The organism is Campylobacter sp. (assembly GCF_052170435.1).
GTDB lineage: Bacteria > Campylobacterota > Campylobacteria > Campylobacterales > Campylobacteraceae > Campylobacter_A.
Map to the genome: position 1 here is coordinate 20301 of NZ_JBQNAN010000005.1, position 26447 is coordinate 46747.

Here is a 26447-nt window from a genome sequence, read left to right on the forward strand (position 1 = left end):
AGCGCCGCCTTAAAACGCTTTAAATTTATATTTGGGTATAATCGCGCGTTATTTAAAATCAACATTACAAAAGAGAAATTATGAATTTATCGCTCAAAAAGCTTACTATCCCGATATTTTTAGATATGTTTTTACACTTCGTGACGCTCATTATAAACACGTATATGGTGACTAAGGTTAGCGTCCATCTAGTGGGCGCCATGGGCGCGGGCAATCAGATAATGGATCTATTTATGACCATTTTTAGCTTCCTTAGCGTGGGCTGCTCGGTCGTGGTCGCCCAGGCTCTAGGCGCGCGAAATCACAACCTAGCCAAACGCGTCATACACGCTAGCATCACGTTTAACACGATCATCGGGCTTGGCAGCGCGGTTTTTATTTACTTTTTCGGATTTGAGATTTTAGAGCTTTTAAACGTTCCAGAGCAGCTTCGCGCCGAGAGTTTTGGCTACTTGCATATGCTCGGTATCGCGCTAGCCTTTGACGGTATCGGCATGGTGCTTGCAGCCGTGCTTCGCGTTTATAACTTCGCTACCGCCGTCATGCTAGTCTCCCTACTCATGAACGTCATCACCCTTTGCGGTAACGCCATCGCGCTTTTTGGTTGGCTAGGATTGCCAAACTACGGCCTCTACGGCGTCGCAGTTTCGACGGTCGTTGGACGACTGGTAGGCGTTATCGTGCTATTTTTGATCCTGACCCGCTACGCGAAAGTTAATATTTTCTTTAAACGTCTATTTAGCCTGCCGTTTGCCATTTTGCGTAAAATTTTATCCGTCGGGCTTCCGAGCGCGGGCGAAAATTTACTCTGGATGGCGCAGTATATGGTGGCTTTCGGTTTTGTAGCGAGCATGGGCGAGGCTAGCCTAAACGTGCAGACCATTTACTTTCAGATCACGCTTTTAATCCTACTTTGCGGAGCCAGCATTAGCGTGGCAAACGAAGTCATCGTGGGGCATTTAGTGGGCGCGATGAGATTTGACGAGGCTTACTCGCGCACGTTTCGCGCGCTTCGTATCGGCTTTATCGCGACGCTCGCGGTGGTTTTGGCGGCGTATTTCGGTAAATTTGAGATCATGGGGCGGTTAAATTTGACCGAGGAGCTAAAGGCCGTCATGCTGCCGCTTTTTACGCTCTCTATCGTTTTAGAGACGGGTCGAACATTTAACATCGTCATCGTAAACGCCCTGCGCGCGAGTGGGGATGCTAAATTTCCGCTGATGACTGGCGCGGTGTTTATGTGGGGCGTGAGCCTGCCGCTAGGATACTATCTAGGCATCGTGCAGGGCATGGGTATCATCGGCGTTTGGATCGGATTTACCGCCGATGAGTGGCTGCGCGGTCTTGTTAATACGTGGCGCTGGAGAAGCAGAAAATGGCAGTCAAAACGCCTCGTGTAAAAACCGTTAGCGTAAAATGCGGCGAATTTGACGTTGCGCTAAATTTTAAAAAAGACGTAAAAACAACTCGCCTAAAGGTCGCCAAATCAGGCGAAATCTCGGTCTCGCTGCCCTTTTACGCTGAGCAAAAATATGCGCTAGAGTTCGTGCAAAAACACTACGAATGGCTAAAATCGGCTCACAAGAAGACGCTAGCAAATTTGCCGCGCGAGGACGAGTTTAAGCTACTAGGCGAGGTTTACCGCATAAAATTCGAACCGAATTTAAAAGGCGTAAATTTGATACGTTTTACAAGCGACTCAGGAGTTTTTGACGGCTTAAATTTGAGCTCAGAGGGGCTAGACCCGCACCTTTACGGCGCTAAATTTGACGGCAAATTTGACGGGATTAAATTTAACGCGCAGCCTAGCGAGGTTAAATTTGCTAGCGCGGACGGACGTAAATTTGACGGCGAAATTTACGCCGCGAGTTTAGCTGCGCTAGAAAACTACAAAAAAGCTTTTGCGAGGCGTATTTACGGGTATTTTATAGCTAAATTCGCTCCTACCGTAAACCGAAAAATAAACCGCGTCGTCGTGCGCAAAATGACCACTCGCTGGGGTAGCTGCAACTCGCGCAAAGGCTATATAAATTTAAGCCTAAATTTGATCGAAAAAGCCCCCGAGCTAGTCGAATACGTCGTGCTTCACGAGCTTACCCACCTGATCTACCCCCACCATCAAAAAAGCTTTTATGACTTCATCGTAAAGCTCATGCCTGATTTCAAAACGCGGGAACAACGGCTAAACAAAAAATAATTTTAAATATGCTAAAATAGAATATTTTTAATTTAAAGGGAGATAATGAAAAAACTTCTAATGCTAGTCGCCGCGGTTTTTGCTCTGGGCGGCGATTTTGAGGACGGCGTCAAAGCCTATGAGAGCTCTCAATTCGTAACGGCTCGCGAAAAATTTGCGGCCGCCTGCGACGCTAACAATGGCCTAGCCTGCGCAAAACTAGGCGCGCTTTATCAGCTGGGCAAGGACATTTTGCCGGACGGTCAAAAAGCGCTTGAGCTATATGAAAAAGGCTGCGAACTAGGCTCAAAAGAGGCTTGCTCGGGTGCCGGCGGGATATATGTGTCTAGCGACAAAGAAAAGGCGCGCGCGCTGCTAAATAAAGGCTGCGAGCTTGGCGACGGCTTTTCATGCGCGACTGCGGGATCGTATCTGCTAGAGGAGAAAAAATTTAAAGAGGCATATGCGCTCTTTGAAAAAGCATGCAAGATAGGCGATAGCCTCGGATGCCAATTTGCAAGCGATCTAAAACGCTCAAAAAGACTTTAATTTTGCTTACTCGGGTTAAATTTGACGGTTAAATTTAGCCCGATTTTATCTTTTCTATACACTACTTCCAAAACGAAAGCTTTTAAAATTTACAAGAGAGTAATCAACAGGCCGAGAAAGCGCAGGCTCTAAGCGCCTACGCCAGCTCTCTTTTCCGCTTTATTTTGTATCCATTGAAATGCAAACAGCGCCGCGTAAAGCGAAACGCCGATCGCGTAAGAAACGTATTCGTTCGCGATAAAAGGGATGTATTTAGCGCACATATTTGGCACCAAGGTTAGCGGCACTACGCATAAAAGCAGCGCACGCTCAAGCATGCTTACGCGTTTAACAAAATACCCCTGAAGTGCCGAAGAAAAGGCAAACATACCCACTAGCGCCGTACCGAAAATCAGCGCCATTTCGAGCGGATTTGTTATCCACACTATGCCTTTGGCGTCGTTTGGATTGGCGGCGTTTACGCTCTCTATCAAAAGCAGCTTATTGTTAAACACGAACGAAAACGGCAAAATCGTCGTACGCAGGTCATAAAAAAAGCCCTGTACGCCCACGGTTACGGGGTTTGCTTTGGCGATACCGGCAGCAGCGTATGCCGCGATGCCCACCGGAGGCGTATCGTCGGCTAGGATGCCGAAGTAAAAGACGAAAAGATGCACCGCGATGGCCGGTATGAGAAAGCCGTTTTTGTGCGCCAAAAACAAAATCACAGGCGCGACTAGCGAGCTAACGACGATATAGTTCGCCGTCGTCGGCAAGCCCATGCCTAATATCAGCGACATTATCGCCGTGAGAAAAAGGATGAGCACGATGTTGTTTCCGGCTAAATTTTCCACGACTTCAGATAGCACTTGGCCGACGCCCGTTAGCGAGATCGAGCCCACGATGATACCGGCTAAACCCGTAGCTATCGCGATCGTGGTCATGCTTTTAGCCGCAGTCACCATCGCCCAAAATATATCCGCAAAGCCTACAATAAAGTCCTCTTTGCCGATATCCTCGCCGTGAGCTATCTTTCTAACCGGCTCTTGAAAAAGGATGATCAAAAACAGCACGCAAATAGCGTTAAAAGCCGCCGAGATCGGCGATTCGTTCGCGATTAGCAAGGTGTAGAGCAAAACCAAAATCGGGATAAGATAGTGCAGACCGCTCACGAAAATTTTAAGCTTAGATATGCCTCCACCCTGCTCCATGCCTTTTAGCCCGAGCTTACAGCTCTCAAGATGCACGATAAAAAACAACGACAAATAGCATACGAATGCCGGAATCACGGCCGCGATCATGACGTTTGTGTAGCTAAGACCCAAAAACTCGGCGATGATAAAGGCTGCCGCGCCCATGATAGGCGGCATCAGCTGACCGTTTACGCCCGCAGCCACCTCGATAGCGCCGGCTTTGGTGCTAGTTAGCCCCGCCTTTTTCATCAGAGGGATCGTAAATGTTCCAACTGTAACGACATTTGCCGTGGAGCTGCCGCTCACCATACCGGTTAGTCCTGACGCGATAACAGAGGCCTTCGCCGGTCCGCCGCGAAATTTACCAAGCAGCGCAAAGGCTAAATTTATAAAGTATTGCCCAGCACCCGCGCGCTCTAGCAGCGAACCGAACAAGACAAAAAGATAGATAAAACTCACGCTAACACCCAGCGGCACGCCAAAAACACCCTCGGTCGTAAGATACATGTGGCCGGCAAGCTTGTTTAGGCTAGCACCCTGGTGCGCGATGATGTCCGGCATGTATTGGCCGAAATAATCATACGCCAAAAATATCGCCGCGATGATAGGAAGTGCCGGGCCGATGATCCTGCGGCCCGCCTCAAACAGCACGACCACGGCGACGCAGGCTACGGCGATATCAAAGCTCGTGTAGTCTCCCGGGCGCTGCGCTAGAGCGTAAAACTCTATGAGCGGATAGAGCGCGGCTAGCGTACCCAAAACGCAAAGCGCGATGTCGTAAAACGGCAGGCTGGAATGGGCTTTTTTGTGAATTTTAAGCGGATAGAGCAAAAACAGCAAACAGATAGCAAAAGCAAGGTGCGCCGAGCGCGACATCGTAGTGTTCATCGGAAAATACGCGATATAAAGCTGAAAAACCGACCACGCAAAGCAGATGATGCTCGTGAAATAAATATAAAAGCTCGAGTTTATCTCGCGCGTCTTTACCTCGACGAACTCCTCCTTTTCCTGCTCCGAGTCGGTATTTGTTCGTGTATCGTTTAAATTTTTATCCATATTTGCTCTTTTCCTGACCTCTTAAATTTTTTCTAAAATTCGGCGATTTTGCCCGCATAAATCGGGGCTTTATTTTTAAATTTGACCCGTTTTTGTGCATTAAATTATCGGCAAATTTAACCAAGCACCCTAAAGACGCGGATTTTGCAAACGGCAAACGAAGTCAAATCAAAAACGCGCGTATGAGCCAAATCTAAAATTTGACGCTTGATACGGCTAAAGCAAACTCGCCGCCCAAAAACAAGCCAGCAAAGCGTCAAATTTTAAATCCTCAAAAACTAAAAACAAGCCCTAAATTTAACAAAAAACAAGCCGTGCAGGTCAAATTTAACCCGCACGGCTTAGCTGGTTTATTTTATTATACCGGCCTTTTTAAACTCAGCCTCGGCAGCAGGGTGCAAAGGTGCGGAAAGCCCCTCTATCAGGCTCTCTTTCGTAACGGCTGCAAGTGCGGGGTGCAGGCTCTTATACTCGTCAAAGTTATCCAAAATAGCCTTCACGACCGCAGCCACCGCAGTATCGCTCATGCCCTTATCGGTGACCAGGACGGCTTTAACGCCGATGCTATTTACATCGTGATCCACGCCCTCATAGGTGCCTTTTGGTATCGTGCCTTTGGCGAAATACGGCATCGCGGCCAGCATCTTATCCACCTGCTCGCCCTCGATGTTTACGATGTCGATAGGTAGCGAGTTTGCCGCGTCAGTGATGTTGGCCGTCGGGTGACCGACCATGTAGAAGTAGCCGTCGATTTTCTTATCTTTTAGCGCGTGCGGGCATTCGCCGGCAGTGAGCACGCCGTGATGTTTTAGTTTTTTCTCGTCAAAGCCGTAAGCCTTAAACACGCCAAGCGCGGTCATTTCGTTACCGCTACCGGGGTTACCGACGTTGATCGCTTTGCCTTCTAGGTCGTTTATAGAGCCGATGCCGCTTGATTTTGAGACGACGAAAGCTAGAAGCTCAGGGTAGATCGAGACGACTGCGCGTAAATTTTGATCGCCGTTGCCCTCAAATTTGCCCACGCCGTTAAATTTATCATAAACCACGTCGCTTTGGACGAAACCGAAATTTAGCTCTTTTTTTAGCACGTTATTTACGTTGTAGACGGAGCCGCCGGTTGATTGCACCGAGCATTTCATTTGCGGGTCTTTATTTACGAGGCGACATATCGCTCCGCCCACCGGATAATACGTGCCCGTCATCGCTCCCGTACCGATAGATACGAACTCCTTTGCGCCCAGCGCAGACGCAAAAAGCAACCCAGCTAATGCCAAAGATGTAGTTTTCATTTAACTTCCTTTCAAAGAATTTTTCTGATTTTACTCTCAAAATCCGCATTTTGCGTATAAATTTCGCTCTTTTTACGAGCTTTTTCAAAATTTTGCGACTATTTTACACACTTTAGCCTTAGAAAAATATTTCTTAAGGTAAAATTTATATATTTTTTACAAGCGAAGTGAAAATCATATTTTTTGCATGGGGATATTTCTAAATTTTATGCACCGAGACCTGCATCTTTAAAATGCTAAAATTGAGTTGCAAGTTGAATTTATTTGTGTGAAGTTTTAAATGTTAGCATTTTCAAGGTGCGGGTCTCGGCGAGTAAAATTTGTAAATTTAACTATAAGAAGTCAAGGCGAAGTATCGCGAGACGGATTTAAGGGTTGCGACGTAAAAATTTAGCGAAGATAAGACATATAGTCTATCGAGCTAAATTTTTACTAGCTCCGTTAAAGACGCTCGCGAGACGAGCCGCTAAATTTATTATTTAAACGCGACAAACGTCGCAAAATTCGCCCATCTAAATATGCATTCTACGTTTTTAAACCCCGCACTAAGCGCCAAATTTCTATTTTCCGCTTCGGTGTATGGTATGAGCACGTTTTCTAGCGCCTCGCGTTTTTGTGCGATCTCGTAGCGCGAGTATCCTTGTTCAAGTTTGTATTTTTCGTAAATTTCTATCATATTTTTACTTAGCGTCTTGTCCTCAAAAATGAGCTTCTCGCTAAAAACAAACACGCCGCCGTCATTTAGCGCGCGGTAAATTTTGGCTACGAAATCCTGACGCTTAGGCGGGCGAATAAACTGTAGCGTGTAGTTCATCAAAACAGCGCCCTGCGCGTCAAATTCGCACTCTAAAATGTCCGCTAGCTCAAGCTCGATCCTAGCACCGTACGCCTCTATCTTAGCGCGCGCGTTTTGCAGCATGGCAGGCGCGTTATCCACGCCTTTTAGCGCGAGATCGCTTCTTTTGCGCCAAAGGGCTAGCAGCGTCGAGGCGGTCGAGCAGCCGAGGTCTATCGCGCTTGCGCCGTGGGGTAAAATTTGCGCTAAAAAATCGGCGATCAGCTTTTGCGAAGCCGCATAATACGGCACCGAGCGCCCGATCATATCGTCAAACACCGACGCCACGCTCGCGTCAAATTCAAACTGCTTTTTTATCGGCTCTTTAAAGATTTCGTCTTTCACGCTTTACTCCTTTGAGGCGTAGCGTCGCCCACGACGTAGAGATCGCACACGCCGACGAACTCCATCGCCTGCTTGATATCGATGTAAATTTGACGCTTTAGCTCCTCTAGGCTTTCAAATTTGCGGTTATCGCGCAGTCGCTTGATAAAGCAAACCGCGACGTCGCGGGCGTCCGTAATATTTTCGTTTAGTACGTGCGTCTCGACGCTAAAGTTACCGTCCGTGCTCACGCGGTTGCCGATAAACGTGACCGAGCCGTAGGTCTTGTAGCCGATGCGGGTCCTCGTCGCATAGACGCCCTCGCGCGGCAAAAGGTAGCTTTTGATATCCAAATTTAGCGTCGGTACGAGCTCGCGCGACCCGATACCCTGCCCCTTTATCACGCGACCTTCGATCGAGTATTCGCGGCCTAGCAGGCGGTTTGCTTTGTAGATCTCGCCCTGTTTGATATACTCGCGTATAGCCGAGCTGTGCACGCCCATGCCCTCGAAGCAAAACTCGTCCACGATGTCCGCCTCGCCGTCAAAAATGCGCCGCAAATCATGCTTGTCCCACGCCCTGTTTCGCCCGAAACGAAAGTCAAATCCGACGACTATTTTTTGTAGATTTTTAAAATCCCGCTTCAAAAGCGCGATAAACTCGTCGCCCCCAAGCCCCTTGATCTCGTTAAAATCATACAAAAAGCATGGATAGCGAGAGTATTCGGCGCGCTTTAGGCCGGGCGTGATGTTGGCCTTATTTTTGTCGATCACGACCAGCCCGCCGTACTCGCCCAGGCGCTTTAAAAGCTCCTTGTGGCCGCGATGCACGCCGTCAAAGTGCCCGATCGCCACGGCCGTGATATTATCTTTTGTTAAAAGCGTAGAAAAATTCGGCATTTCCTTCCTTTCCTTTTACCTCGCATTCGAGCGTTTGGCGCATTATCCAGCCTAAATTTGCCGCCGAAAGCTCAAATTTCGCCCTCGCCTCGCGCACGGCTTTTGCGTCCGTTACGACCCCTTTTTTGTTTCGTTTAGCGCTCCTGCCGACCTCAAACTGCGGCTTAAAAAGCAGGATAATGTCGCAGTTTTTGCCTGCTAGCGCGTCGATAGATGACAAAATTTCTTTAAGCGAGATGAAGCTCACGTCGCAGGTGATGAGATCAAATTTTGGCGCGACGTTTTTGGGGGTGCTGGAGTCAGGCTCGGCGTCTTGGATTTTCGGCGCTAAATTTACGCAAGCCAAATTTGCCTCGTTCGTCTTGGCTCCGGCCTGCGTTAAATTTGACGGCGCAAAAGCTGGTTCGCTTTGTTTATTTAAAAGTCCGTCTTGCTCGGCAAAATTTGATTTACCGGGATTAAAATTCGGCTCGATTTGGGTTTTTAAATTTTGCCCCGTACCGTCAAATTTACCGTCTGAGACCTGGCTTTGAAACCCATCTGCAAACTCGCGCACGTCGGTATTTTCGGCTACATTCACGCGCGAGTCGGCTCGCAGGCTATTATCTAGCTGAGAGCTGCCCACGTCTAGCGCCGTAACGCTTTTTACGCCGTTTTGCAGCAAAATTTGCACGAAACCGCCCGTGCTCGATCCGACGTCAAGGGCGTTTTTGCCTTTGACTTCTAGCGGACAAGCCGCTAAAAAGCTTTTTAGCTTTAGTGCGCCGCGTCCGACGTAGATTTCGCCGACGAGTTCGATCTTTGCGCCGTTTGAGTTTAAATTTTGCTCGCCGCTAGGAGCTTTTTCACCCGCAGTTTGGGCTGCGTCCGTCAAATTTGATTCGCGTAAATTTTGATTTTCCGCTTCCGCGCTATTTTTGCCAACTTTCAAATTTACGCCCGTAGCCTCATCTAAATTTAGTCCGTCCGAGCCGTCAAATTTATCAAATTCACCCACCTCAAAGCTAGGTTTAGAGCAAATTTTGCCGTTTAACAAAATTTTGCCGCTTTTTATGAGCTCGGCGGCTTTGTTTCGACTGATATTTAAGCGGTTTGCGACAAATAGATCAAATCTCAATCATCCGCCTTAGCTCGTCCTCGGTTATCGTCGCGACGCCTAGCTCGCGCGCTTTATCCAGCTTGCTGCCCGCCTCCTCGCCGTAGAGGACGAAGTCCGTTTTCTTACTCACCGAGCCGCTTACTTTTGCGCCGTTTGCTTCCAAAACCCTTTTAAATTCATCCCTGTTCTTACTAAGCGTGCCCGTTATCACAAACGTTTTGCCGCTTATCGCGCTTTGCTTCATCTCGTAAATTTGCGCTTGCGGGCTTACGAAACGCAAAATTTCGTCCAAATTTTGCCTATTTACCTGCATAAACTCCGCGTAACTCTCCGCCATCGCCTCGCCGAACCCTTCGATCGCGGCGACTTCGCCAAAGCTTAGCTCGCGCCAGTTTTGCGGGTAAATTTGCGCTATCTTTTTGGCCGCTACCTCGCCGATATGCTCGATGCCTAGGCTTGCTATAAAGCTGTGCAAAGCCGGCGTGCGGCTAGCCTCGATGGCGCCGAGCAAATTTGCGATCTTTTTATCTTTAAAGCCCTCAAGACTTGCCAAATCCTGCGCCGTAAGCTCGTAAATGTCGGCGATTTTGGCGACCAAGCCCGCTTCAAAAAGCTGATTTACGATCGCCTCACCCAGGCCGTCGATATTTAGGCACTTTTTGCTCGCAAAATGTATGAGCGAATTTATCACGCGAGCCTTGCACTCGAGGTTTTGACACTTGATAAAAACGCCCTCGTCTAGCAGCATAGACCCGCATACGGGACACTCGCGCGGCCTCTCTATCGGGGTTTGCGAGCCGTCTCTGCGCTGTTTAAAAACGCCCGTGATCTTGGGTATCACGTCGCCAGAGCGGATAATGCTGATAAAATCGCCCTTTTGCACGCCTAGACGCTCGATCTCGTCGAAGTTATGCAGCGTAGCGGACTTTACGATTGCGCCGTCGATATTTACGGGCTCTAGCACGCCCACCGGAGTCACGACGCCGCTGCGCCCGACCTGAAACGCGACGTCAAGCAGCCGCGTGGTCTTTTCGATCGCGGGAAATTTATACGCGACCATAAATTTAGGAAATTTCTCCGTGTAGCCCAGCTCCTCGCTAGCCGCGATACTCTGCACGCGCACCACTAGGCCGTCCATCATAAAGGGCTTGCTATCGCGCTGCGCTACGAGCTGCTTATACGCATCCTCGATCTGCTCGGCAGTGCGGCAAATTTTAAAAAACTCCTCGCGCTCAAAGCCCTGCGAATAGATAAAATCCATCATCTGCGAGTAGGTTTCAAGGCCCAAATTTTGCTCGCCGTAGCCCCACGGTTTAAACCTTAGCCTGCGCGAGGCCGTCACGGCGCTATCTAGCTGGCGCAGACTGCCGGCGGCCGCATTTCTAGGATTTGATAGCTGCGGCTCGCCCCTTTGCGCGCGGGCGAAATTTATCTCGTCAAAGTCGTTTTTAGCGATCACGACTTCGCCGCGGATCTCGATCCTGCCGTTATAGGCGATTTGTAGCGGGATATTTTTGATGACTTTTGCGTTACTCGTGACGTCCTCGCCCGTTGTGCCGTCGCCGCGCGTGATAGCTCGCACGAGAGCGCCGTTTTCATAGAGTAAATTTAAGCTCGCTCCGTCAAATTTAGGCTGAAGCGCAAACTCCAGCCCCTCTTTGTCGCCGCGCTTTAGCCACGCTAGCAGCTCATCAAAACTAAAAATATCCTCCATCGACCACATTCGAGCGCCGTGGCGAGCCTTGACAAAGCCCTCGCTAACCTCGCCGCCGACGCGCTTTGTCGGGCTAAACATCGAGATATCGCCGGGATTTAACCTCTCAAATTCCAGCACTTTATGATAAAGCTCGTCGTACTCCTCGTCGGTGGCTATGGGCGCATCGTCGGTGTAGTAGGCCTTCGCCCACGCGTTTAGCGTATCTACGGCCTCTAAATACTCTTTTTTATCCATTTTTCCTCGTTAAATTTGCTTTGCTTACCACGCCGCGAGCTTTCTCATCGCGTTTTCCAGCCTAAACATCTGCGCATGCTCGGCCACGTCGTGCGTACGGATGATCTGTGCGCCGTTTCTAAAGGCCTCAAGATGCAGATAGAGGCTGCCGGGCAAGCGGTCCTTGATCTCGCTGGGGCTATAAAAATTTATGACCGATTTACGGCTAGCACCGGCTAAAAGTGGCAGTCCAAAGCGTAAAAAATGCTCCAAATTTTTTATCAAAATCATATTTTGCTCCGCTGTCTTGCCAAAGCCGATTCCCACATCCAGCACGATATCGCGGCATCCAAGATCCTGCGCCGCGGCGATCTTAGCCTCGAAAAAAGCGTCTATCTCGCCGAGCAAGTCATTATAATGCGGGTTATCTTGCATATTTTCGGGGCTATTTTGCATGTGCATGAGGCAGTAGGTAGCGCCGTAGCGCGCCGCTAGAGCGCAGAGGCTAACGTCGCCCGTGATGTCATTTATCATCTTAAAGCCGTGATTTAGCGCGTACTCTAGGCAGTACGCATCAAAGCTATCTAGGCTAAATATCGCTTTTTCGTGCAAATTTAGACGGTAAATTTCAGCAAGTATCTTTTCAAGCCTGGCAAACTCAACCTCGCGTCCGACGTATTTGCTACCGGGCCGCGAGCTCACCGCACCCACGTCGATATACTCGGCACCCTGCTCGATCATCTCTTCGATTTTTTCGATACCGATTTTTTCGTTCACGCGGCTTGCAGCGTTAAAGCTATCTTCATTTACGTTTACTACGCCCATTATCTGCGCACGCTGCGGTTTTTTAAACGGAGATTTTAAAAATTTAGCCAAATTTTTTAGACCAAAATCCTGCGCGGACTCTTTTTTGGCAAGTGCCTGCACCTGCGCATCGGTAGCCATCAAAAGCGCGACCGAGTTTGCGCCGCCCAGAATCACGTCGCGATTAGTGACGAGCTCCGCGCCCACGCTTAGCGCGTCTTGTTTTAGTATATTTGCGGCAGGCGAGCGCAAATCTTTAATCAAAAAAAAGTTGATCGCCGACTTTTTTTTCATCAAATTTCGCCCCTCGTCGCTAGGACGGATAATCTCGCAAATCTCGTTAAAATCAGTTTGCGGATTGATTTTAAAAATTTTCATCTAAGCCCTTTTTCGTAAATCATAAGAAGTATCGGCGTAAGAAGCGCATGGGTTTTGGTATTTAGCTCGGCTAGGCGCACGGCTTTGAAAAAATACTCAAGCTCTTCGGCGCTAAATTTGACCCCCTGCGCCGTAGCCTCGAGAACTATTGCGGCGATTAGCTCTTTTAGGTCGTTTTTGCCAAACTTTTCGGAGCGCTCGAGAGCTGATTTTTCATCGATAAACGCACAAATTTCTTTTAGCTCGAGGCGTTTAAAATTTAACCCCGTTTTTTCTCGCTGCTTTTTTTCAAGCCTATTTTCGGTAACTAGGCGCGAACGAACGGTCGGCAGGAGCATATTTTTCGACTCGCAGGCTATGATAAAAAAGATATTTTTAGGCGGCTCTTCGATGATTTTTAGTAGAGAGTTTTGAGCCTCGACGCGGAAATTTTTAGCGCCTAAAACTAGTAGCTTAGGCTCGCTCTCCGCGATGTAGGCCTCGGCGGCAACCTCTTTTGCGTTTTCTAGCAAAAAGTCCTCGGCGAAAAAAAATCTAACCGAATTTACGCCGTAAAGCCCTAAAATTTCCTCTTTTAAGGCTTCAAAATCGCTCGTGATTACGATTTTGCTTCGCATAGATTAAAGCGTTACTTTCGCAAATAATGCAGCGTCTATGCTCTTATCAAAGAGCCTAAACAGCGACAAAAGCTTGATATCTAGCGCGCCGTCGGAGGAGCTAAGATAAAAGCTATTTTGCGCCTGCTCGTCAAAAAGCCACATGTAGCTATCGTCCTTGCCTTTGGCTATCTGCGAGCTTTTTTCCGCGCTTTTGCCGACGTAAAAAAACACGTAACCGTTTGGAAAAGCAAGGCTAAGCATATCTAAAAGCAGCGAGACTTCCTCTTTTGAGCCGATATTTTCAAAAGACGGATAAAGCGCCTTTAACGAGAAAAAAGGCAGCACTGGACGAGCGTTCGTGGGTTTGTTTATATTTTTTAAAAAATACTCCTCAAACCAGCCGCGCTCGCTATCGGTTATCAAGATAAACGCGCGCCCTTCTAGTAAAAATTTAAGCTTCGAGGCAAGCAAAGGCGTCCACTCGGTGCGCCTCTCCTCCATCCAGCTCATCAGCGAGCCCTCCTCGCGGATCGCCTCGAGCGTCCATTTTATAAAATCGCTCATTTATCGAGTTTATAAGCTTCGTGTAGTGCGCGAACGGCTAGCTCGCCATATTTTTGATCGACGATCATCGAGATTTTTATCTCGCTAGTCGAGATCATTTGGATATTTATACCTTCATTTGCTAGCGTTTGAAACGCTAAAGACGCCACTCCGGTGTGGCTTTTCATACCAACGCCCACGACCGAGACCTTAACTATCTCGTCGTTGTATAAAATTTCCCTCGACGCGCTTAGTTTATCCATGCACTCTTTTGCGACGTGAAGCTCATTTTGCGGTATAGTAAAGCCCAAATTCGTCGTACCGTCCTGGCCTACGTTTTGGATTATCATATCTACGTTTATGTTTTTTTCTGCAAGCGCGGTGAAAATTTCAGCCGCGATGCCCGGCTTATCGACCACGCCTCTTAAAGTTACTCTAGCTTGATTTTTATCTAGCGCGATACCGCTTACTAGCACTGCTTCCATACTCTCTTCCTTTGTTATTAGTGTTCCTTCGTTGTGATTAAAGCTGCTTCTGGTGACTAAATTTACGTTTAACTTTTTAGCTAGCTCGACCGAGCGGTTTTGCAGCACTTTTGCACCTAGGCTCGCAAGCTCTAGCATCTCGTCGTAGCTGATTTTATCTAGCTTTTTGGCCTTTGGCTCTATGCGAGGATCGGTGGTATAAACTCCGTCTACGTCGGTATAAATCTCGCAAAGATCGGCATTTAGCGCGCCTGCGATCGCTACGGCGCTAAGGTCGCTACCGCCTCGTCCCAGAGTCGTTACGTCGCCCTTTTCGTCTATACCCTGAAAGCCCGCTACGACGACGATCTTGCCCGCCTTTAGCTCCTCTTTCATACGCTTAGTATCTATCGCCTCGATCCTGGCCTTAGTGTGCACGCTATCCGTTATGATTCCCGCTAGCCTACCGCTTAGACCTACCGCCGGATAGCCTAAATTTATCAGCGCTATCGTTAAAAGCGCGCAGGTAACGCGCTCGCCGGAGCTAAGCAGCATATCCATCGCCACGCCGTCGGGAGCTTTTGTATAATGCTCGGCGTACTCCACCAGCTGATTAGTCACGCCGCTCATAGCCGAGACCACGACTACGACGTCCGCGCCGCTTTTTTTAGTCTCTATGACTCTCGCGGCGACGTTTTCTATCCTCTCAAGCGTCCCAACGCTCGTGCCGCCGTATTTTTGGACGATTAACATTAAATAAATCCTTTCTCTTTAAAGTAGCCGATAACTTTACCGTAGATCGGCTTTTTGAAGTGGTTTATGTCGCTCAAAACCTCGCTTGAGTTTATAAATCTATATTCGTCAAATTCGGGCTTTTTAGTATTTATATTGATCTTCGCGCTAGGCCTTAGCCGCACCAAAAAATACTTTTGTGTCTGCCCGTCAAAGTTATAAAATTTCCTACTCGTCGTACCCTCAGGGAAGTCGTAGCTAAGCCACTGCGGATACTCGCTAAGCACGTCTATTTCGTCCGTGCCTATCTCCTCTTTTAGCTCTCTTTTTAGAGCTTCTTGCGGCGTCTCGCCCTCGTCTATGCCGCCCTGCGGGAACTGCCAGATACCCGTCATATCGCACCTTTGCGCGATAAATATCCTGCAATCAAACGGATAAGAGGGCGCAAGTATGACCGCCGCGACATTTGGTCTATATTTCTTTTCCATCTTTTTTTCCGAGAATTTTTAATTGCGGATTTTAACGAAAAATAGTTAAGATATAGCTAAATATCGCGAGGTTAGCGGAAAAATTTGACACTTAGGCTTAAAATTTTTATTTAAATTTTTAAACTACGAATTTTACTTTTTGGGGCGCGGTAAAATTTGCGCGTTTTTGCTTGGTTATCCGTCAAATTTTACCGCCTTGATGGCTAAATTTAAGCCGCCTATTTTAGCTCCAGTATCGCCCGCACCTCTTCGTCGGTAAACAGACTCGCGCTTTCGTGTTTTTTGCGTTCAAGCGCGGTTTTGGATTCGGCGCGCGACGTCAAATTTTGCCCAGACTCGTTAAAATCAAACAACGCAGCCCGAGCAAAATCGTCTGAAACGGCAGTTTTTGCAGCTTCGTTTGAGGTAGTTGCTTTACTAAACGAAGCCGTTTGAGCAGCTCCCCTCAAAACAGGTGTTTCGCGTGGAGCGGTAGCTTGCGTGCTCTCAACTAGAACCGCGGTTTTAGGCGCTTCGCTCAAAGAGCCGGTTTGCAAGATAACCTTTTCCTTGCGGCTGCCGTCTCGATACGGCGTAGCGTCCTGCATTTCTTGCAAATTTTGCTCCTGCGCAAAAGCGATTTTTCGCTCGCTCTTAGGCATTAAATTTTGCTCAAATTCGGCGCCGTCGCTAGCCTGGCGCGCATTTTCAAATTTAACGTTTTCATCAAATTTAACCGCCCTAGCCTTGTCGCTCTCGTCAATTTTATCATCCTGCAAAAACAAAGATTCGTCAGATAAAAGCTCGTCCCGCTCGTCTTGCCGCGCAAAAAGTTCGCTTACGTTGATAGCGTCCTTGTTATCCGCGTCTTCGCCCGGCGCCTCCTTGACGTTTTGACCGAGCTCCTCGATGCCCGTTATACGCAGGCTCGGCATCACGGCCTTAAAGCTTTGCAAAATCGGCAAAAAAGAGCCGTCAAATCCATCTAAAATCACTCGCATATTTAGCCTTTTTCAATTTTTTCGAGCGATTTTATCAAATTTATCTTTTGAGCCGTTTTAAGCTCATCCAAAAACCGCTTATAACGAAAAACAAAACCGATGCCGAAGCTAAACAAAATATAAATTTACCGACCGCGCCCAAAAAATATCCCGAATGCAAGCTTAAAACCGCTTTATGAATCGCAAAAGGCATTGGCATCGAGCTTTTAGCGTCGTCAAACCTCGCATGCCTGGTAATTTGCCCCTTAGCGGCGTTTATCGTCATCGTATTTACCTTATCGTCCTCTTCTAACCCTTTGTCAAAGTAAAATATCATAAAATTTTCGCCGTCTTCTTGCGTGATGACGTTAAAAAGCTCGTAATCCTCTCTATCTCGTTTAAAAATATCTATCGCGGCTTGTAAATTAGCTATCTTGCCCTCATCTTCCAGCGAAAATCCCCTCACTTGCGTAAAGCTCTTTTTTCTAAAAATTTCTTTTTCACCAAGCGCGTTATTTACGAGCTTTGCCGCCCAGTCGTACGACCAGTAAAGTCCCGTAACGCTCATAAAAGCCAAAAATAAACAAAGATAAACGCCGGCAAATCCGTGCAAGCTGTACAAAAACGCGTAACCTTTGGCCTTGATTTTTAAAGTAAACGCGCGCGCAAATTTAGTTTTAAAACTAGGATAATAGATTATCAATCCAGATATAATCAAGATAACCAAAGCGATAGAGCAAACCGCAACGATATGCTTGCCTATAAGACGCAACGTCTCGTTTTTGCTAAGCCCAAAGCCTAAGTTAGTATGTAAATTTAACATTAGTCCGATAAATTTATCGCCGAAATTTTCGCCCGTTATCTCGCCCGTGTATTGGTTTATAAAATACGACTTAAACTCGCCTTTAGCATTCGTGCCGGATACGCCTAGAGCGTGATTTGCGTCCGAGTTTATCTTGTAGTAGCTAAGCGTAAAATTCGCTTCCTTAGCTTTAAAAATATCTAAAATTTCTCCCGTGCTAAGCTCTTTTTCGCCTCGCTCGACGAAGGTTTTTTGCGAGTTTGCAAGGTCTATAATCTCGTCGTGATAGGATATGACCGCGCCGCTAAGAGCGACGATAAGCAGCGGCAAAACACAGGCTAAGCTTAAAATCAAATGGACGTTAAACCAAAATTTCTTTTTCTTTAAAAACGGCATCTTTCTCCTTAAATTTAAACTCGAATTTTAAAAACCGGTAGCAGAGCGGCGTATCGCTACGCACCGCTCCGCTTAAATACGGCTAAATTTAAAAATTTACGTTAAATCCGAGTCTATATTTAACCCCGTCGGCGATCAAAATTTCGTAGCGTCCCGACTTTGTCGTTACGTATTCGTTAAAGATATTATAAACGCTAAAATTTACGCTCGCGTTTTTAGTTAGCTTGTAGCTTGCGCCCGCGTCAAATAGCGTATAATCCTTTATCTCCTCGTCTCCGGGCAGGCCGTAAACGGCTCTAGTTTTGCCTAGATAGTTCATCTGCGTCCAGAAATTTAGATCAGGCGTCGCGTCGTAATCAAGCCCTATTTTTACGGTATGTACGGGTAGATTGTTTAGAGATTTGCCCTCGTACGCGCCCGATTTTTGCTTTGATTTAGTATAAACGTAGCTTGAGTGCAGGGCTAAATTTGATAAAATCTGCCAGTCTGAGGCGAGCTCGACGCCCTTTACTTCGGCTTTGCCGATATTTACGCTCTCCCAGATGCCGCGCCTATAGGTCTTGCCGTTATGCACGCAAACCCCCATACGAGGATTGCAGATCATTTGCGTACCTAGACCGTCTTTTATGCTCGTATAAAACGCCATCGCCGAGACGTTAAGGCTCTCGTCCCCATATGCGACGCCGGCCTCGTAGTTTAGGCTGGATTCGGGTTTTAGGTCGCTTTTACCCAGCTGCGCTCCCATACCGCCGGCAAAAGGCAGAGCAAGCCCGTCGGTTCGCATCTTGATATCAGGCGTCGAGTAGCCTGCCGATACGCCGCCTTTTAGCGATAAATTTTCGCTTAGATGATACACGGCATATCCGCGCGGAGATACGTGTCCGCCGTAGTCCTTGTCGTGATTATACCTTAGACCCGCAGTTAGCGTGAGCGCGTCGGTCACGTCAAAATCGTCCTCGCCGTAGAGCGAAAAATCATATCTCTTTACGTTTGCGGCGTCGGCCGTCGTTGCTTTTTCGTTTAACCTTTCTCTTTTATATTCGGCTCCCAGACTTAGCGTGTTGTTATCAAAAAAATACGTTCCCTTGGTATTTAGCGTCGTCGTTTTTAGCGTGAGGTCTTGTTGTCCGCTTTCTTTCATATTATCGTGCATTAAAAAGCTTTCAAGCAGCAGTTTGTCGTATTTACCCGTATGCGAGAGCGAGGCGGTATATCCGCTCATCTTCTCAAACGCGACGCTCGTATTATCGCCGGTAGCCCTTCTTAGCGTCTTGCCTTCGGTGCGCTCGTATTTATTTACTACGCGGCGTAGATCAAGCGCTATTTCGTCGTTTTCGGTGGCGTTATACATGATTTTCGCGCCGAAATTTACATCCTCGTTTTTGCGGTTCGTAAAGACTCGCTCGTCTTCGAATTTATGAAAATACCGCCCGTAAAGCGCGATGCCTAACACATCCGGGATCACTGCGCCGTTTGCATAAAAGCCGGTTTGGTAGTCGTCGTTTATCCCGCTTTTGCCCGCAAGCGTGTAGTAGCCGTTTACGTTACCGCTAAATTCGTTTGAAAAGCCCTTAGTAATGATGTTTATGACGCCTCCCATCGCATCCGAGCCGTATAGCGAGCTCATCGGCCCTCGCACGATTTCGATACGCTCGATCGTGTTTGCCGGCGGGAGGAAATTTTGAGCGCTACCGACCGCGCGAAGCCCTCTATACGCGCTATCGCTAGTTGCAGGGCGGCCGTCTATTAAAATTTTAGTGTATTTTTGACCAAGGCCTCTCATCGTGATACCGCGTCTGCTAGCCGCCCCCAGCGTCGCGCCGAAAACGCCCGGAGCGTCTTTTACGACGCTTTCTATATCTTGATGGTTGCGCCTGGCTATCTCTTTTTGCGAGATTACCGAAACGGAGGCAGGCGCGTCTTTGATATTTTGTTCAAAACCCGTCGCGCTAGTTACGGTAACTTCGTTTAGTTTTATTTCATCGGCCGCCTGCGCGCAAGATAGCGCCAAGCAAGCTAGCATAGAAATTTTAGGCATACTTTTCATCTTTAAACTCCTTATTTAAATTTAAACCCTATTTTACTATAATCAGATAATTATTATCAATACTTAAGCAAACGGTAGAGGGATTTTTATCAACGCTAAAAGGATAAAAGCAAATGAGAGTCGAATTTAAAGATATTTTACGCGCAAACGAACAAGAAATCGCGCACAATTCGGTGCGCTACGGACAAAGCGCATGGCAAGAGCAAGATAGAAAATGTAAGGTCGAGTTTTTTAAAGGCGCAAGCGGAGCAAGCTACTGCAGGAGCGAAATAATCTGCAACAAAAGCGTAAAAAGACGGCTTGAAAGGAGCGCGGGCTACTGCTTTTTGCTCTTTAACGACGCAAGAGGGGACGCCGGACTTAAAGCGGGTAAAAAAACTTTTTGTCTAAAGGCCGGAGAGTTTTGGATGGGGCGCGTGGATAGCGGATTTGAGGGCATCTGCGAGTATCAAAGCAGCAACTACGCCGGGCGATGCATCGTGCTAAAAAACGAGTTAGCCAGCGAGCTAGCAGCATTTAAAAATCTAGGCGAAGAAAACGAAATCTGTATCCAAACGGCTAAGATAAATTTAGCCCAAAGCCTGATTTTGCGGGAGTTTTTAACCGCGAGCGAGCTTGAGGGTAAGATGCGCGAAATATTTATGGAAGCTAAAATTTTAGAGCTAATCTACAAAAGCTTAGGCGCGCCTAAAACGCCCGAAGCCGATGAAAAAAAGCGCGATTTTAGCGACGAATACGTAAAAATTTTAAATAAAGCAAGGCAAATTCTACTAAGCGACGTCCAAAATCCGCCCAGCATAAAAGAGCTAGCCAGAGCGTGCGCGACGAATGAATTTAAGCTAAAAACGGGCTTTAAAAGCTACTTTGGCGATACGATCTACGGGCTGCTAGCGACCGAACGGCTAAACGCGGCAAAAAAACTTTTAGAGCGCGGAGACGTCTGCGTGAGCGAAGCCGCAAAAATCGTCGGATACGCCAGCGCTCCGCACTTTGCAAAGATTTTTAGAGAAAAATTCGGCGTTTTGCCGACGCAAATTTTAAAACAAAAGAAATTTTATACGTAAATTTAACACTTGCGGAGCTTTGCAGGCGTTAGATTAAAATCAAATTTAAACGTATCGGCGCGACTTTTTAAATTTAACGAGCGGCAAAAACAGCGGTAAATTTTAAAATTTAAAAGCGTCAAATAGCTTACCGAAGTCAGTTTTACGCCTAAATCCGGCCCAAATTTACCGCAAACCTGCACACAGACGGCGCAAAAACCAAAATATCAAACGCCGCGCGATAAATCCGTAAAATCTGCTAAAATACGGCAAAAACAAAGGTCAAAATGCTTCTTTACGTCCACATCCCTTTTTGCGAGAGCAAGTGCCCATACTGCGCCTTTGGCTCGGTGGTGGGCAGACAAAATTTAACGAGTGCGTATTTTGACGCGATGATTGCGGATTTTAGGGAGCAAATTTTAAAATTTGACGTAAAAAACGGCGAGATCGAAACCGTTTTCATCGGCGGAGGGACGCCAAGCGCCGTGGACGGGAGCTACTACGAGCGGTTATTTGAGACGATCGCGCCATATCTCGCGGCAAACGCCGAGATCACGACGGAGGCAAATCCAAACTCGGCGAGCCTAGCGTGGCTATCGCAGATGAAATCATACGGCGTAAATCGCGTAAGCTTCGGTGCTCAAAGCTTTTTTGAAGATAAGCTTAAATTTCTCGGACGTATCCACGACGCGAGGCAGATCTACGAAGCCATCATAAGCGCCAAGACCGCAGGGCTAGAAAATATCAACGTAGACCTCATTTACGGTACGAAGCTAGATACCCAAAAACGCCTCGAGCAAGAGGCGCAAAATATCCGAAATCTAGGCGTTTCGCACGTATCGGCATATTCGCTCACGCTTGAGGAAAATACCCCCTTTGCCGGCAAGATAAGCTACGCAAAAGATAGCCCGAGGCTGGCTAAATTTATGATAGACCGTATCGAGGAGGCCGGACTAAAACAATACGAAATCTCAAATTTCGGTCAAATTTGCAAGCATAACCTCGGCTACTGGCAGGGCAAAAATTACCTTGCCGTCGGCGCTTACGCGGTCGGATTTTGGCGAGATCGCCGCTTTTATAACGCTTCAAATTTAAATGCCTACGTAAAAAATCCGCACGCTAAAAAAATCGAAAATTTAAGCGCGGACGAGCTAAATTTAGAGCGGATATTTTTAGGCGCCAGAAGTATCGTGGGTATCGAGCAAAACAGCCTAAACGCCGAGCAAGAGCAAAGAGCGCTGCTGCTAAAAAAGAGCGGGAAATTAAAATTTAAAAACGGGCGATATTACGCCAAAAATTTCCTCACCGCGGATGAAATTTCTTTATTTATCGCGGGCTGATTTATGCAAATTTGAGATAAAAAACGATAAAATGAGCGCTTTAAAATAAAATTTAGGATAAAAAAATGTTTGGCATGAGCTTACCCGAGATCATCGTCATAGCCGTCATCGCGGTGCTATTTTTGGGGCCTGATAAGCTTCCTAGCGCGATGGTAGAGATAGCGAAATTTTTTAAAACCGTCAAAAAAACGGTCAATGACGCAAAAAGTAGCTTCGATCAAGAGATAAAAATCCAAGAACTCAAAGAGGACGCGAAAAAATACAAAGAGAGTATCGCAAAAACCACCGAAACGGTGCGAAAAAAGCTCACCTTTGAGGAGCTTGACGAGCTCAAAAAGGGCGTAAACGACGTCACTAGCGGCATCACGGACGGCCTAAACGACGTAAAAAAGAGCGTCGAAGCGGTCAAAAACCCGGGCGAAGCCGTCAAAAACGCCGTTCTAGGCGATAACGAGAAAAAAGAGGCGTAATGTTTGAAGAGCTAAAACCGCATTTAGTAGAACTTAGAAAAAGGCTTTTCATCAGCGTCATGACTGTAATCGTGATGTTTGTAGTGTGCTTTAGCTTTTGGAATCAAATTTTAGACTTTATCATCGCGCCGCTGCAAAACACCCTGCCAGATAACCAAAAAATGGTCTTTCTTGAAGTACAAGAGCCCTTTTTCGTAGCGATGAAGGTGGCATTTTTCACCGGATTTTTGTTTTCGTTGCCGATTATTTTTTGGCAGTTTTGGCTGTTTGTAGCGCCCGGCCTTTACGAAAACGAGAAAAAATACGTCATACCTTTCGTGATCTCGGCGACCTTTATGTTTCTCGTTGGCGCGGCGTTTTGCTATTACGTCGTCGTTCCTATCGGTTTTGCTTTTCTTATAAATTTCGGCCAACAGCTGTTTTCTGCGATGCTAAACATAGGCGGCTACGTCGGCTTTTTTACGAAACTGGTCATTGCGTTCGGTATCGCGTTTGAGCTTCCAGTTATCACATTTTTCCTCGCTAAACTCGGCCTAGTCGATGACAAGATGCTCAAAAACTCCTTCCGCTACGCTATCGTCGTGATTTTTATATTTGCCGCGGTTATGACGCCTCCGGATATCCTCAGCCAATTTTTGATGGCGGTGCCTCTCATAGGTCTTTACGGGCTTTCTATCTTTATAGCCGCCCGCGTAAATCCAGCTAAAAACGAAGAGCCCGAGCAAGAAACCGATGAAGAAAAAGAGGACGAGTAGTCATGAAACAAAGTAGGCTAGCCAAATGAGTCAAATTTTAAATCCAAACTCGCTTGACGCCTACGACTACGAGCTACCGCCGGAGCTAATCGCAAATTTCCCGACCTTTCCCAAAGAGGACGCTAGACTACTAGTCTACGAGCGAGCCAGCGAAAAAATCTCTCATCTAAAATTCGGCGATTTGCCCGAAATTTTACCGCCTTGCGATATTATTTTTAACGATACCAAGGTAGTAAAAGCTAGAATTTTTGGCAAAAAAGATAGCGGCGGTGAGACGGAGCTTTTGCTAAACTCTCCGCTTGCGGACGGTAAATTTAGCGTCTATATAAAAGGCAAAGTCCGCGCGGGCAGCGTTTTAAATTTCGACCGAAATTTGACCGCCGAGGTCTGCGAGCTCTTTGAGGACGGCTCTCGCACGGTCAAATTTAGCCAAAACGGCGAACATTTGGACGCGGCCGCGCTTTATAAAATCCTATCTCACATCGGCCACGTACCTCTGCCGCCCTACATCAAACGAAGCGATACCAAAGACGACGAGAGCTGGTATCAAAGCGTGTTTGCTAAAAACGAGGGCGCGGTGGCGGCTCCGACGGCGAGCTTGCACTTTAGCGACGAGATGATCGCGCGCCTAGCCAAAGACCGCGAGATAGCCTACCTCACGCTGCACGTGGGCGCGGGGACGTTTAAGGGCGTGGAGAGCGAGGACATCACGCAGCATAAGATGCACGCGGAGTTTTACGATATCCCGCAAGATACGCAAAATTTGATAAACTCAAACAGACCGATCCTAGGCGTAGGCACGACGGTGACGCGCTGCGTGGAGGAGTTTGCAAGAAGCGGTAAGTCTAGCGGCGAGTGCAAATTATTTTTAAATTTAAACAACAAGCCCATCCGCCAAAACTACCTGCTTACGAATTTTCACCTGCCAAAATCGACGCTAATCATGCTCGTTACGAGCTTTGTCGGACTTGATCAGACTATGCGGATTTACAAAACCGCCGTGGAGCAAAAGTACAAATTTTACTCCTACGGCGACGCGATGCTGGTTGTATAGCCGTGAGTTTCGCGTATATTTTCCTGATTTTTGCCGCGCTTTATCTAGCGGTTTTGGGCGGTTGCTATTTTATGGATAAATTTAGAAGGTCAAACGGCGTGATAAAAAAAGAAACTACGCAAAAAAACTGCGCGATCGAGGTCGGCGAATCTAGCGAGACAAATACGCTGCCAAAAGTCGATATCGCAGGCGGTTTACTATTTTTGGCCTCCTCGCTAAACGAGGACGCGCAAAAAAATACGAACTACGTCTTGCTAGACTACGATATCGCCTATCCTAGGCTATTTTACGCAGATATCGCCGCTCTTGCAAAGCTCATCGACGCGATGGCTCAAATTTTCCTTTTAAACGTCTCAAACTCGACCGTTACGATCAAATTTTTGCTCTCGAACTACTATAAAAACAACATCAAATTTACCCTTAGCGTCCACTGCGATCACGACTTTTTTACGGCCAAAAGCACGCCTCGCGTAAATATGAACGCGCAAAGCCGTAAATTTTACGAAACGGCAATGGCGCTGGCCGAGCAAAACGGCTCTAGCATTAGATTTGAGTTTGATCACGGCGTGCGCGCTAGCACCGAGATTTCTCTGCGTCTTTGCGGCGATAAGCTTGATCTCATGAAAAGCTTTAAGATAAAAAATCCCAAAAATTTTAGCGCCCTCGTTGCCGAGCCCAATCCGCACTCCTTTAATATCATCAAAAAAGATCTCGAATTTATCGGTATCGACGTGAAACCGAGCAACGAGTGGAGCATCGTAAAACGCCACATAGAGGATATGATCTTTCGCCCAAACGTCGTCTTTATCGAGGAGAGCCTGCTGCGCGAGATAGATGACGCTCTATCTACGCTTTTGATAGAAAAAAAGATCGCGCTAGTCGTGCTAAAAACCACGAACGCGGCGGTAAATTTAAACCCGAAAATCCGCGTCTGGACGCTAGTTCAGCCCTATCTCTCCGACACTCTCGTGCGTATCTTAAATGAAGCTTACGAATTTGAGACGCAAAACGGGGATAAAATTTAGCTTTTTGAAATTTTACTCGCATTTTTAAAGCTCGCCCAACTGCCCTGCTTCGTTTGATAACGTCAAAATTGACCCAAAACCGCTACCTCAAAATGATATAATAAGCCCAAATAACGGAGGCTAAAATGAATAAAATAACCTGCGTCTGCCTAGGCGTGCGAAGCATGCAAAGGGCACTAAAATTTTACAGAGACGGCCTAGGATTTAAGACGGATTGTAAAGACGACGACCCGCCGGTATGCTTTTTTGATACGCCGGGGACCAAATTTGAGCTCTATCCGCTAGACGCGCTGGCGCGAGATATCAGCGAAAACGATCCGCCCAGAGGCAGCGGATTTGGCGGCATCACGCTAGCGTATAACGTAAAAAACAAAGAGGACGTAGCTAGCGTCATAGAGCTAGTAAAAAAGGCGGGCGGCACCATCGTCAAGGAGCCCCAAGATACGTTTTGGGGCGGATATCACGCGTATTTTGCCGATCCGGACGGATACTACTGGGAGGTTACTTGGGGGCCCGGTTTTAAATTTGACGAGGATGGACTGCTTAAATTTAACTAGTTGCGGCGTCAAAGCGCTTTTATTTTAGCCGCTTGCCCGCCGCAAAAAGGCAAAATCATGAAAAATATAGTCGTATACATACACGGAAAAAACGGAAGCGCGGCAGAAGCGGCCCGCTACCGACGGCTTTTTGCAGATAGCGACGTGCCTAAATTTGATTACGAAGCGCGCACGCCGTGGGAGGCAAAAGAGGAATTTGCACTGTATTTTGAGTCTATCCTTAAAAGTAGCAAATCCGCGACGATCGTAGCAAACAGTATCGGAGCGTTTTTTGCCATGCACGCCTTGCGGGACATGCGTATAAAAAAGGCCTATTTTATCTCCCCTATCGTAAATATGGAAAATTTGATCCTAAACATGCTGTCGCAGGCAAACGCGAGCGAAGAGGAGCTGCGAGACAAGGGCGAACTGAGCACAAAATTCGGAGAAAAACTTTCGTGGAGATATCTTTGCTACGTCAGAGAACATCCTAGCTTCTGGACGGCGCCGACCCATATTTTATACGGCGAAAACGACGATCTAACATCTTTTGAAACGATTTGCGAGTTTGCAAACAGGGCCGGCGCAACGCTTACCGTCATGAAAAACGGTGAGCATAGATTTAGCACGGCGGAGCAAATGCGGTTTCTTGATGATTGGATACAGCGCTATAGCCGGTAGCG

At 47.3% G+C, this 26447-nt stretch carries 25 protein-coding genes and 1 pseudogene; 11 read left to right on the top strand and 15 right to left on the bottom strand.

The features are described from left to right. Positions 1 to 80: 80 nt before the first annotated feature. The 3 genes from ACTTJF_RS03245 to ACTTJF_RS03255 are packed head-to-tail and all read left to right on the top strand — an operon-like array spanning position 81 to position 2725. The gene (locus tag ACTTJF_RS03245; protein WP_442550750.1) at positions 81 to 1400 is read left to right on the top strand and encodes an MATE family efflux transporter; all 1320 of its coding nucleotides are present in this window, start codon (positions 81 to 83) and stop codon (positions 1398 to 1400) included. After that, positions 1376 to 2197: a M48 family metallopeptidase gene (locus ACTTJF_RS03250; protein WP_442550751.1), complete on the top strand. Its 822-nt coding sequence runs from the start codon at positions 1376 to 1378 to the stop codon at positions 2195 to 2197. Before ACTTJF_RS03245 ends, ACTTJF_RS03250 begins: the two co-directional genes overlap by 25 nt. A 45-nt stretch (positions 2198 to 2242) precedes the next feature. Beyond that, complete coding sequence (locus tag ACTTJF_RS03255; RefSeq protein WP_185897805.1) at positions 2243 to 2725, top strand: tetratricopeptide repeat protein; 483 nt, start codon at positions 2243 to 2245, stop codon at positions 2723 to 2725. Positions 2726 to 2853: 128 nt separating this feature from the next. On the opposite strand, the gene ACTTJF_RS03260 is transcribed toward ACTTJF_RS03255, so the two are convergent. The 15 genes and pseudogenes from ACTTJF_RS03260 to ACTTJF_RS03330 all read right to left on the bottom strand — a co-directional run bounded on the left by ACTTJF_RS03260 (position 2854) and on the right by ACTTJF_RS03330 (position 19541). Continuing rightward, positions 2854 to 4953, bottom strand: a complete 2100-nt coding sequence (locus ACTTJF_RS03260; protein WP_442550752.1) for a TRAP transporter permease — start codon at positions 4951 to 4953, stop codon at positions 2854 to 2856. Positions 4954 to 5303: 350 nt separating this feature from the next. Continuing rightward, on the bottom strand, positions 5304 to 6242 hold the full coding sequence (locus tag ACTTJF_RS03265; RefSeq protein ID WP_295145104.1) for a TAXI family TRAP transporter solute-binding subunit: 939 nt from the start codon (positions 6240 to 6242) through the stop codon (positions 5304 to 5306). A 475-nt stretch (positions 6243 to 6717) separates the two neighbouring features. Next, the gene (gene cmoA / locus ACTTJF_RS03270) at positions 6718 to 7422 is read right to left on the bottom strand and encodes a carboxy-S-adenosyl-L-methionine synthase CmoA (RefSeq protein ID WP_442550753.1); all 705 of its coding nucleotides are present in this window, start codon (positions 7420 to 7422) and stop codon (positions 6718 to 6720) included. Continuing rightward, positions 7419 to 8300, bottom strand: a complete 882-nt coding sequence (locus ACTTJF_RS03275; protein ID WP_442550754.1) for a bifunctional riboflavin kinase/FAD synthetase — start codon at positions 8298 to 8300, stop codon at positions 7419 to 7421. Before ACTTJF_RS03275 ends, cmoA begins: the two co-directional genes overlap by 4 nt. Continuing rightward, the gene (locus ACTTJF_RS03280) at positions 8266 to 9297 is read right to left on the bottom strand and encodes an SAM-dependent methyltransferase (RefSeq protein WP_442550808.1); all 1032 of its coding nucleotides are present in this window, start codon (positions 9295 to 9297) and stop codon (positions 8266 to 8268) included. The genes ACTTJF_RS03275 and ACTTJF_RS03280 overlap by 35 nt, the downstream gene beginning before the upstream one ends. Before the next feature lie 45 nt (positions 9298 to 9342). Beyond that, positions 9343 to 9417: pseudogene (locus ACTTJF_RS03285) on the bottom strand (23S rRNA (cytidine-2'-O)-methyltransferase TlyA); the annotation flags it as partial. Continuing rightward, positions 9407 to 11350: an NAD-dependent DNA ligase LigA gene (ligA, locus tag ACTTJF_RS03290; RefSeq protein WP_442550755.1), complete on the bottom strand. Its 1944-nt coding sequence runs from the start codon at positions 11348 to 11350 to the stop codon at positions 9407 to 9409. The gene ligA and the pseudogene ACTTJF_RS03285, both read right to left, overlap by 11 nt. 24 nt (positions 11351 to 11374) lie before the next feature. Further along, complete coding sequence (gene folP / locus ACTTJF_RS03295) at positions 11375 to 12511, bottom strand: dihydropteroate synthase (RefSeq protein WP_442550756.1); 1137 nt, start codon at positions 12509 to 12511, stop codon at positions 11375 to 11377. After that, positions 12508 to 13128, bottom strand: coding sequence for a DNA polymerase III subunit delta' (locus tag ACTTJF_RS03300; RefSeq protein WP_346745828.1), 621 nt, complete (start codon positions 13126 to 13128; stop codon positions 12508 to 12510). Before ACTTJF_RS03300 ends, folP begins: the two co-directional genes overlap by 4 nt. A gap of 3 nt (positions 13129 to 13131) precedes the next feature. Beyond that, positions 13132 to 13674 (bottom strand): HobA family DNA replication regulator, encoded by a 543-nt coding sequence (locus ACTTJF_RS03305; protein WP_009495895.1) that lies wholly within the window; start codon positions 13672 to 13674, stop codon positions 13132 to 13134. Further along, positions 13671 to 14870, bottom strand: coding sequence for an aspartate kinase (locus ACTTJF_RS03310; RefSeq protein ID WP_442550757.1), 1200 nt, complete (start codon positions 14868 to 14870; stop codon positions 13671 to 13673). The genes ACTTJF_RS03305 and ACTTJF_RS03310 overlap by 4 nt, the downstream gene beginning before the upstream one ends. After that, positions 14870 to 15337 (bottom strand): RNA pyrophosphohydrolase, encoded by a 468-nt coding sequence (locus ACTTJF_RS03315; protein WP_442550758.1) that lies wholly within the window; start codon positions 15335 to 15337, stop codon positions 14870 to 14872. The genes ACTTJF_RS03310 and ACTTJF_RS03315 overlap by 1 nt, the downstream gene beginning before the upstream one ends. A 218-nt stretch (positions 15338 to 15555) precedes the next feature. Beyond that, positions 15556 to 16317: a hypothetical protein gene (locus tag ACTTJF_RS03320; RefSeq protein ID WP_442550759.1), complete on the bottom strand. Its 762-nt coding sequence runs from the start codon at positions 16315 to 16317 to the stop codon at positions 15556 to 15558. A 40-nt stretch (positions 16318 to 16357) separates the two neighbouring features. After that, entirely contained in the window at positions 16358 to 17494 is a 1137-nt protein-coding gene (locus ACTTJF_RS03325) for a PepSY-associated TM helix domain-containing protein (protein ID WP_442550760.1), read from the bottom strand. Positions 17495 to 17582: 88 nt separating this feature from the next. Further along, positions 17583 to 19541, bottom strand: a complete 1959-nt coding sequence (locus ACTTJF_RS03330; protein WP_442550761.1) for a TonB-dependent receptor domain-containing protein — start codon at positions 19539 to 19541, stop codon at positions 17583 to 17585. Positions 19542 to 19654: 113 nt separating this feature from the next. On the opposite strand from ACTTJF_RS03330, the gene ACTTJF_RS03335 reads away from it, so the two are divergent. The 8 genes from ACTTJF_RS03335 (at position 19655) to ACTTJF_RS03370 (ending at position 26445) form a co-directional block, all read left to right on the top strand. Then, on the top strand, positions 19655 to 20605 hold the full coding sequence (locus tag ACTTJF_RS03335) for a helix-turn-helix domain-containing protein (RefSeq protein ID WP_442550762.1): 951 nt from the start codon (positions 19655 to 19657) through the stop codon (positions 20603 to 20605). Positions 20606 to 20871: 266 nt separating this feature from the next. After that, entirely contained in the window at positions 20872 to 21924 is a 1053-nt protein-coding gene (gene hemW / locus ACTTJF_RS03340; RefSeq protein ID WP_442550763.1) for a radical SAM family heme chaperone HemW, read from the top strand. Between the two features lie 65 nt (positions 21925 to 21989). Next, positions 21990 to 22394 (top strand): Sec-independent protein translocase protein TatB, encoded by a 405-nt coding sequence (tatB, locus tag ACTTJF_RS03345; protein WP_002946440.1) that lies wholly within the window; start codon positions 21990 to 21992, stop codon positions 22392 to 22394. After that, positions 22394 to 23149, top strand: coding sequence for a twin-arginine translocase subunit TatC (tatC, locus tag ACTTJF_RS03350; protein WP_442550764.1), 756 nt, complete (start codon positions 22394 to 22396; stop codon positions 23147 to 23149). Before tatB ends, tatC begins: the two co-directional genes overlap by 1 nt. Before the next feature lie 25 nt (positions 23150 to 23174). Next, positions 23175 to 24203, top strand: coding sequence for a tRNA preQ1(34) S-adenosylmethionine ribosyltransferase-isomerase QueA (queA, locus tag ACTTJF_RS03355; RefSeq protein WP_442550765.1), 1029 nt, complete (start codon positions 23175 to 23177; stop codon positions 24201 to 24203). Between the two features lie 2 nt (positions 24204 to 24205). Next, on the top strand, positions 24206 to 25228 hold the full coding sequence (locus ACTTJF_RS03360) for a hypothetical protein (RefSeq protein WP_442550766.1): 1023 nt from the start codon (positions 24206 to 24208) through the stop codon (positions 25226 to 25228). 125 nt (positions 25229 to 25353) lie between these two features. Beyond that, on the top strand, positions 25354 to 25785 hold the full coding sequence (locus ACTTJF_RS03365; protein WP_442550767.1) for a VOC family protein: 432 nt from the start codon (positions 25354 to 25356) through the stop codon (positions 25783 to 25785). Between the two features lie 57 nt (positions 25786 to 25842). Next, positions 25843 to 26445, top strand: a complete 603-nt coding sequence (locus ACTTJF_RS03370; protein ID WP_442550768.1) for an alpha/beta hydrolase — start codon at positions 25843 to 25845, stop codon at positions 26443 to 26445. Positions 26446 to 26447 lie beyond the last annotated feature (2 nt).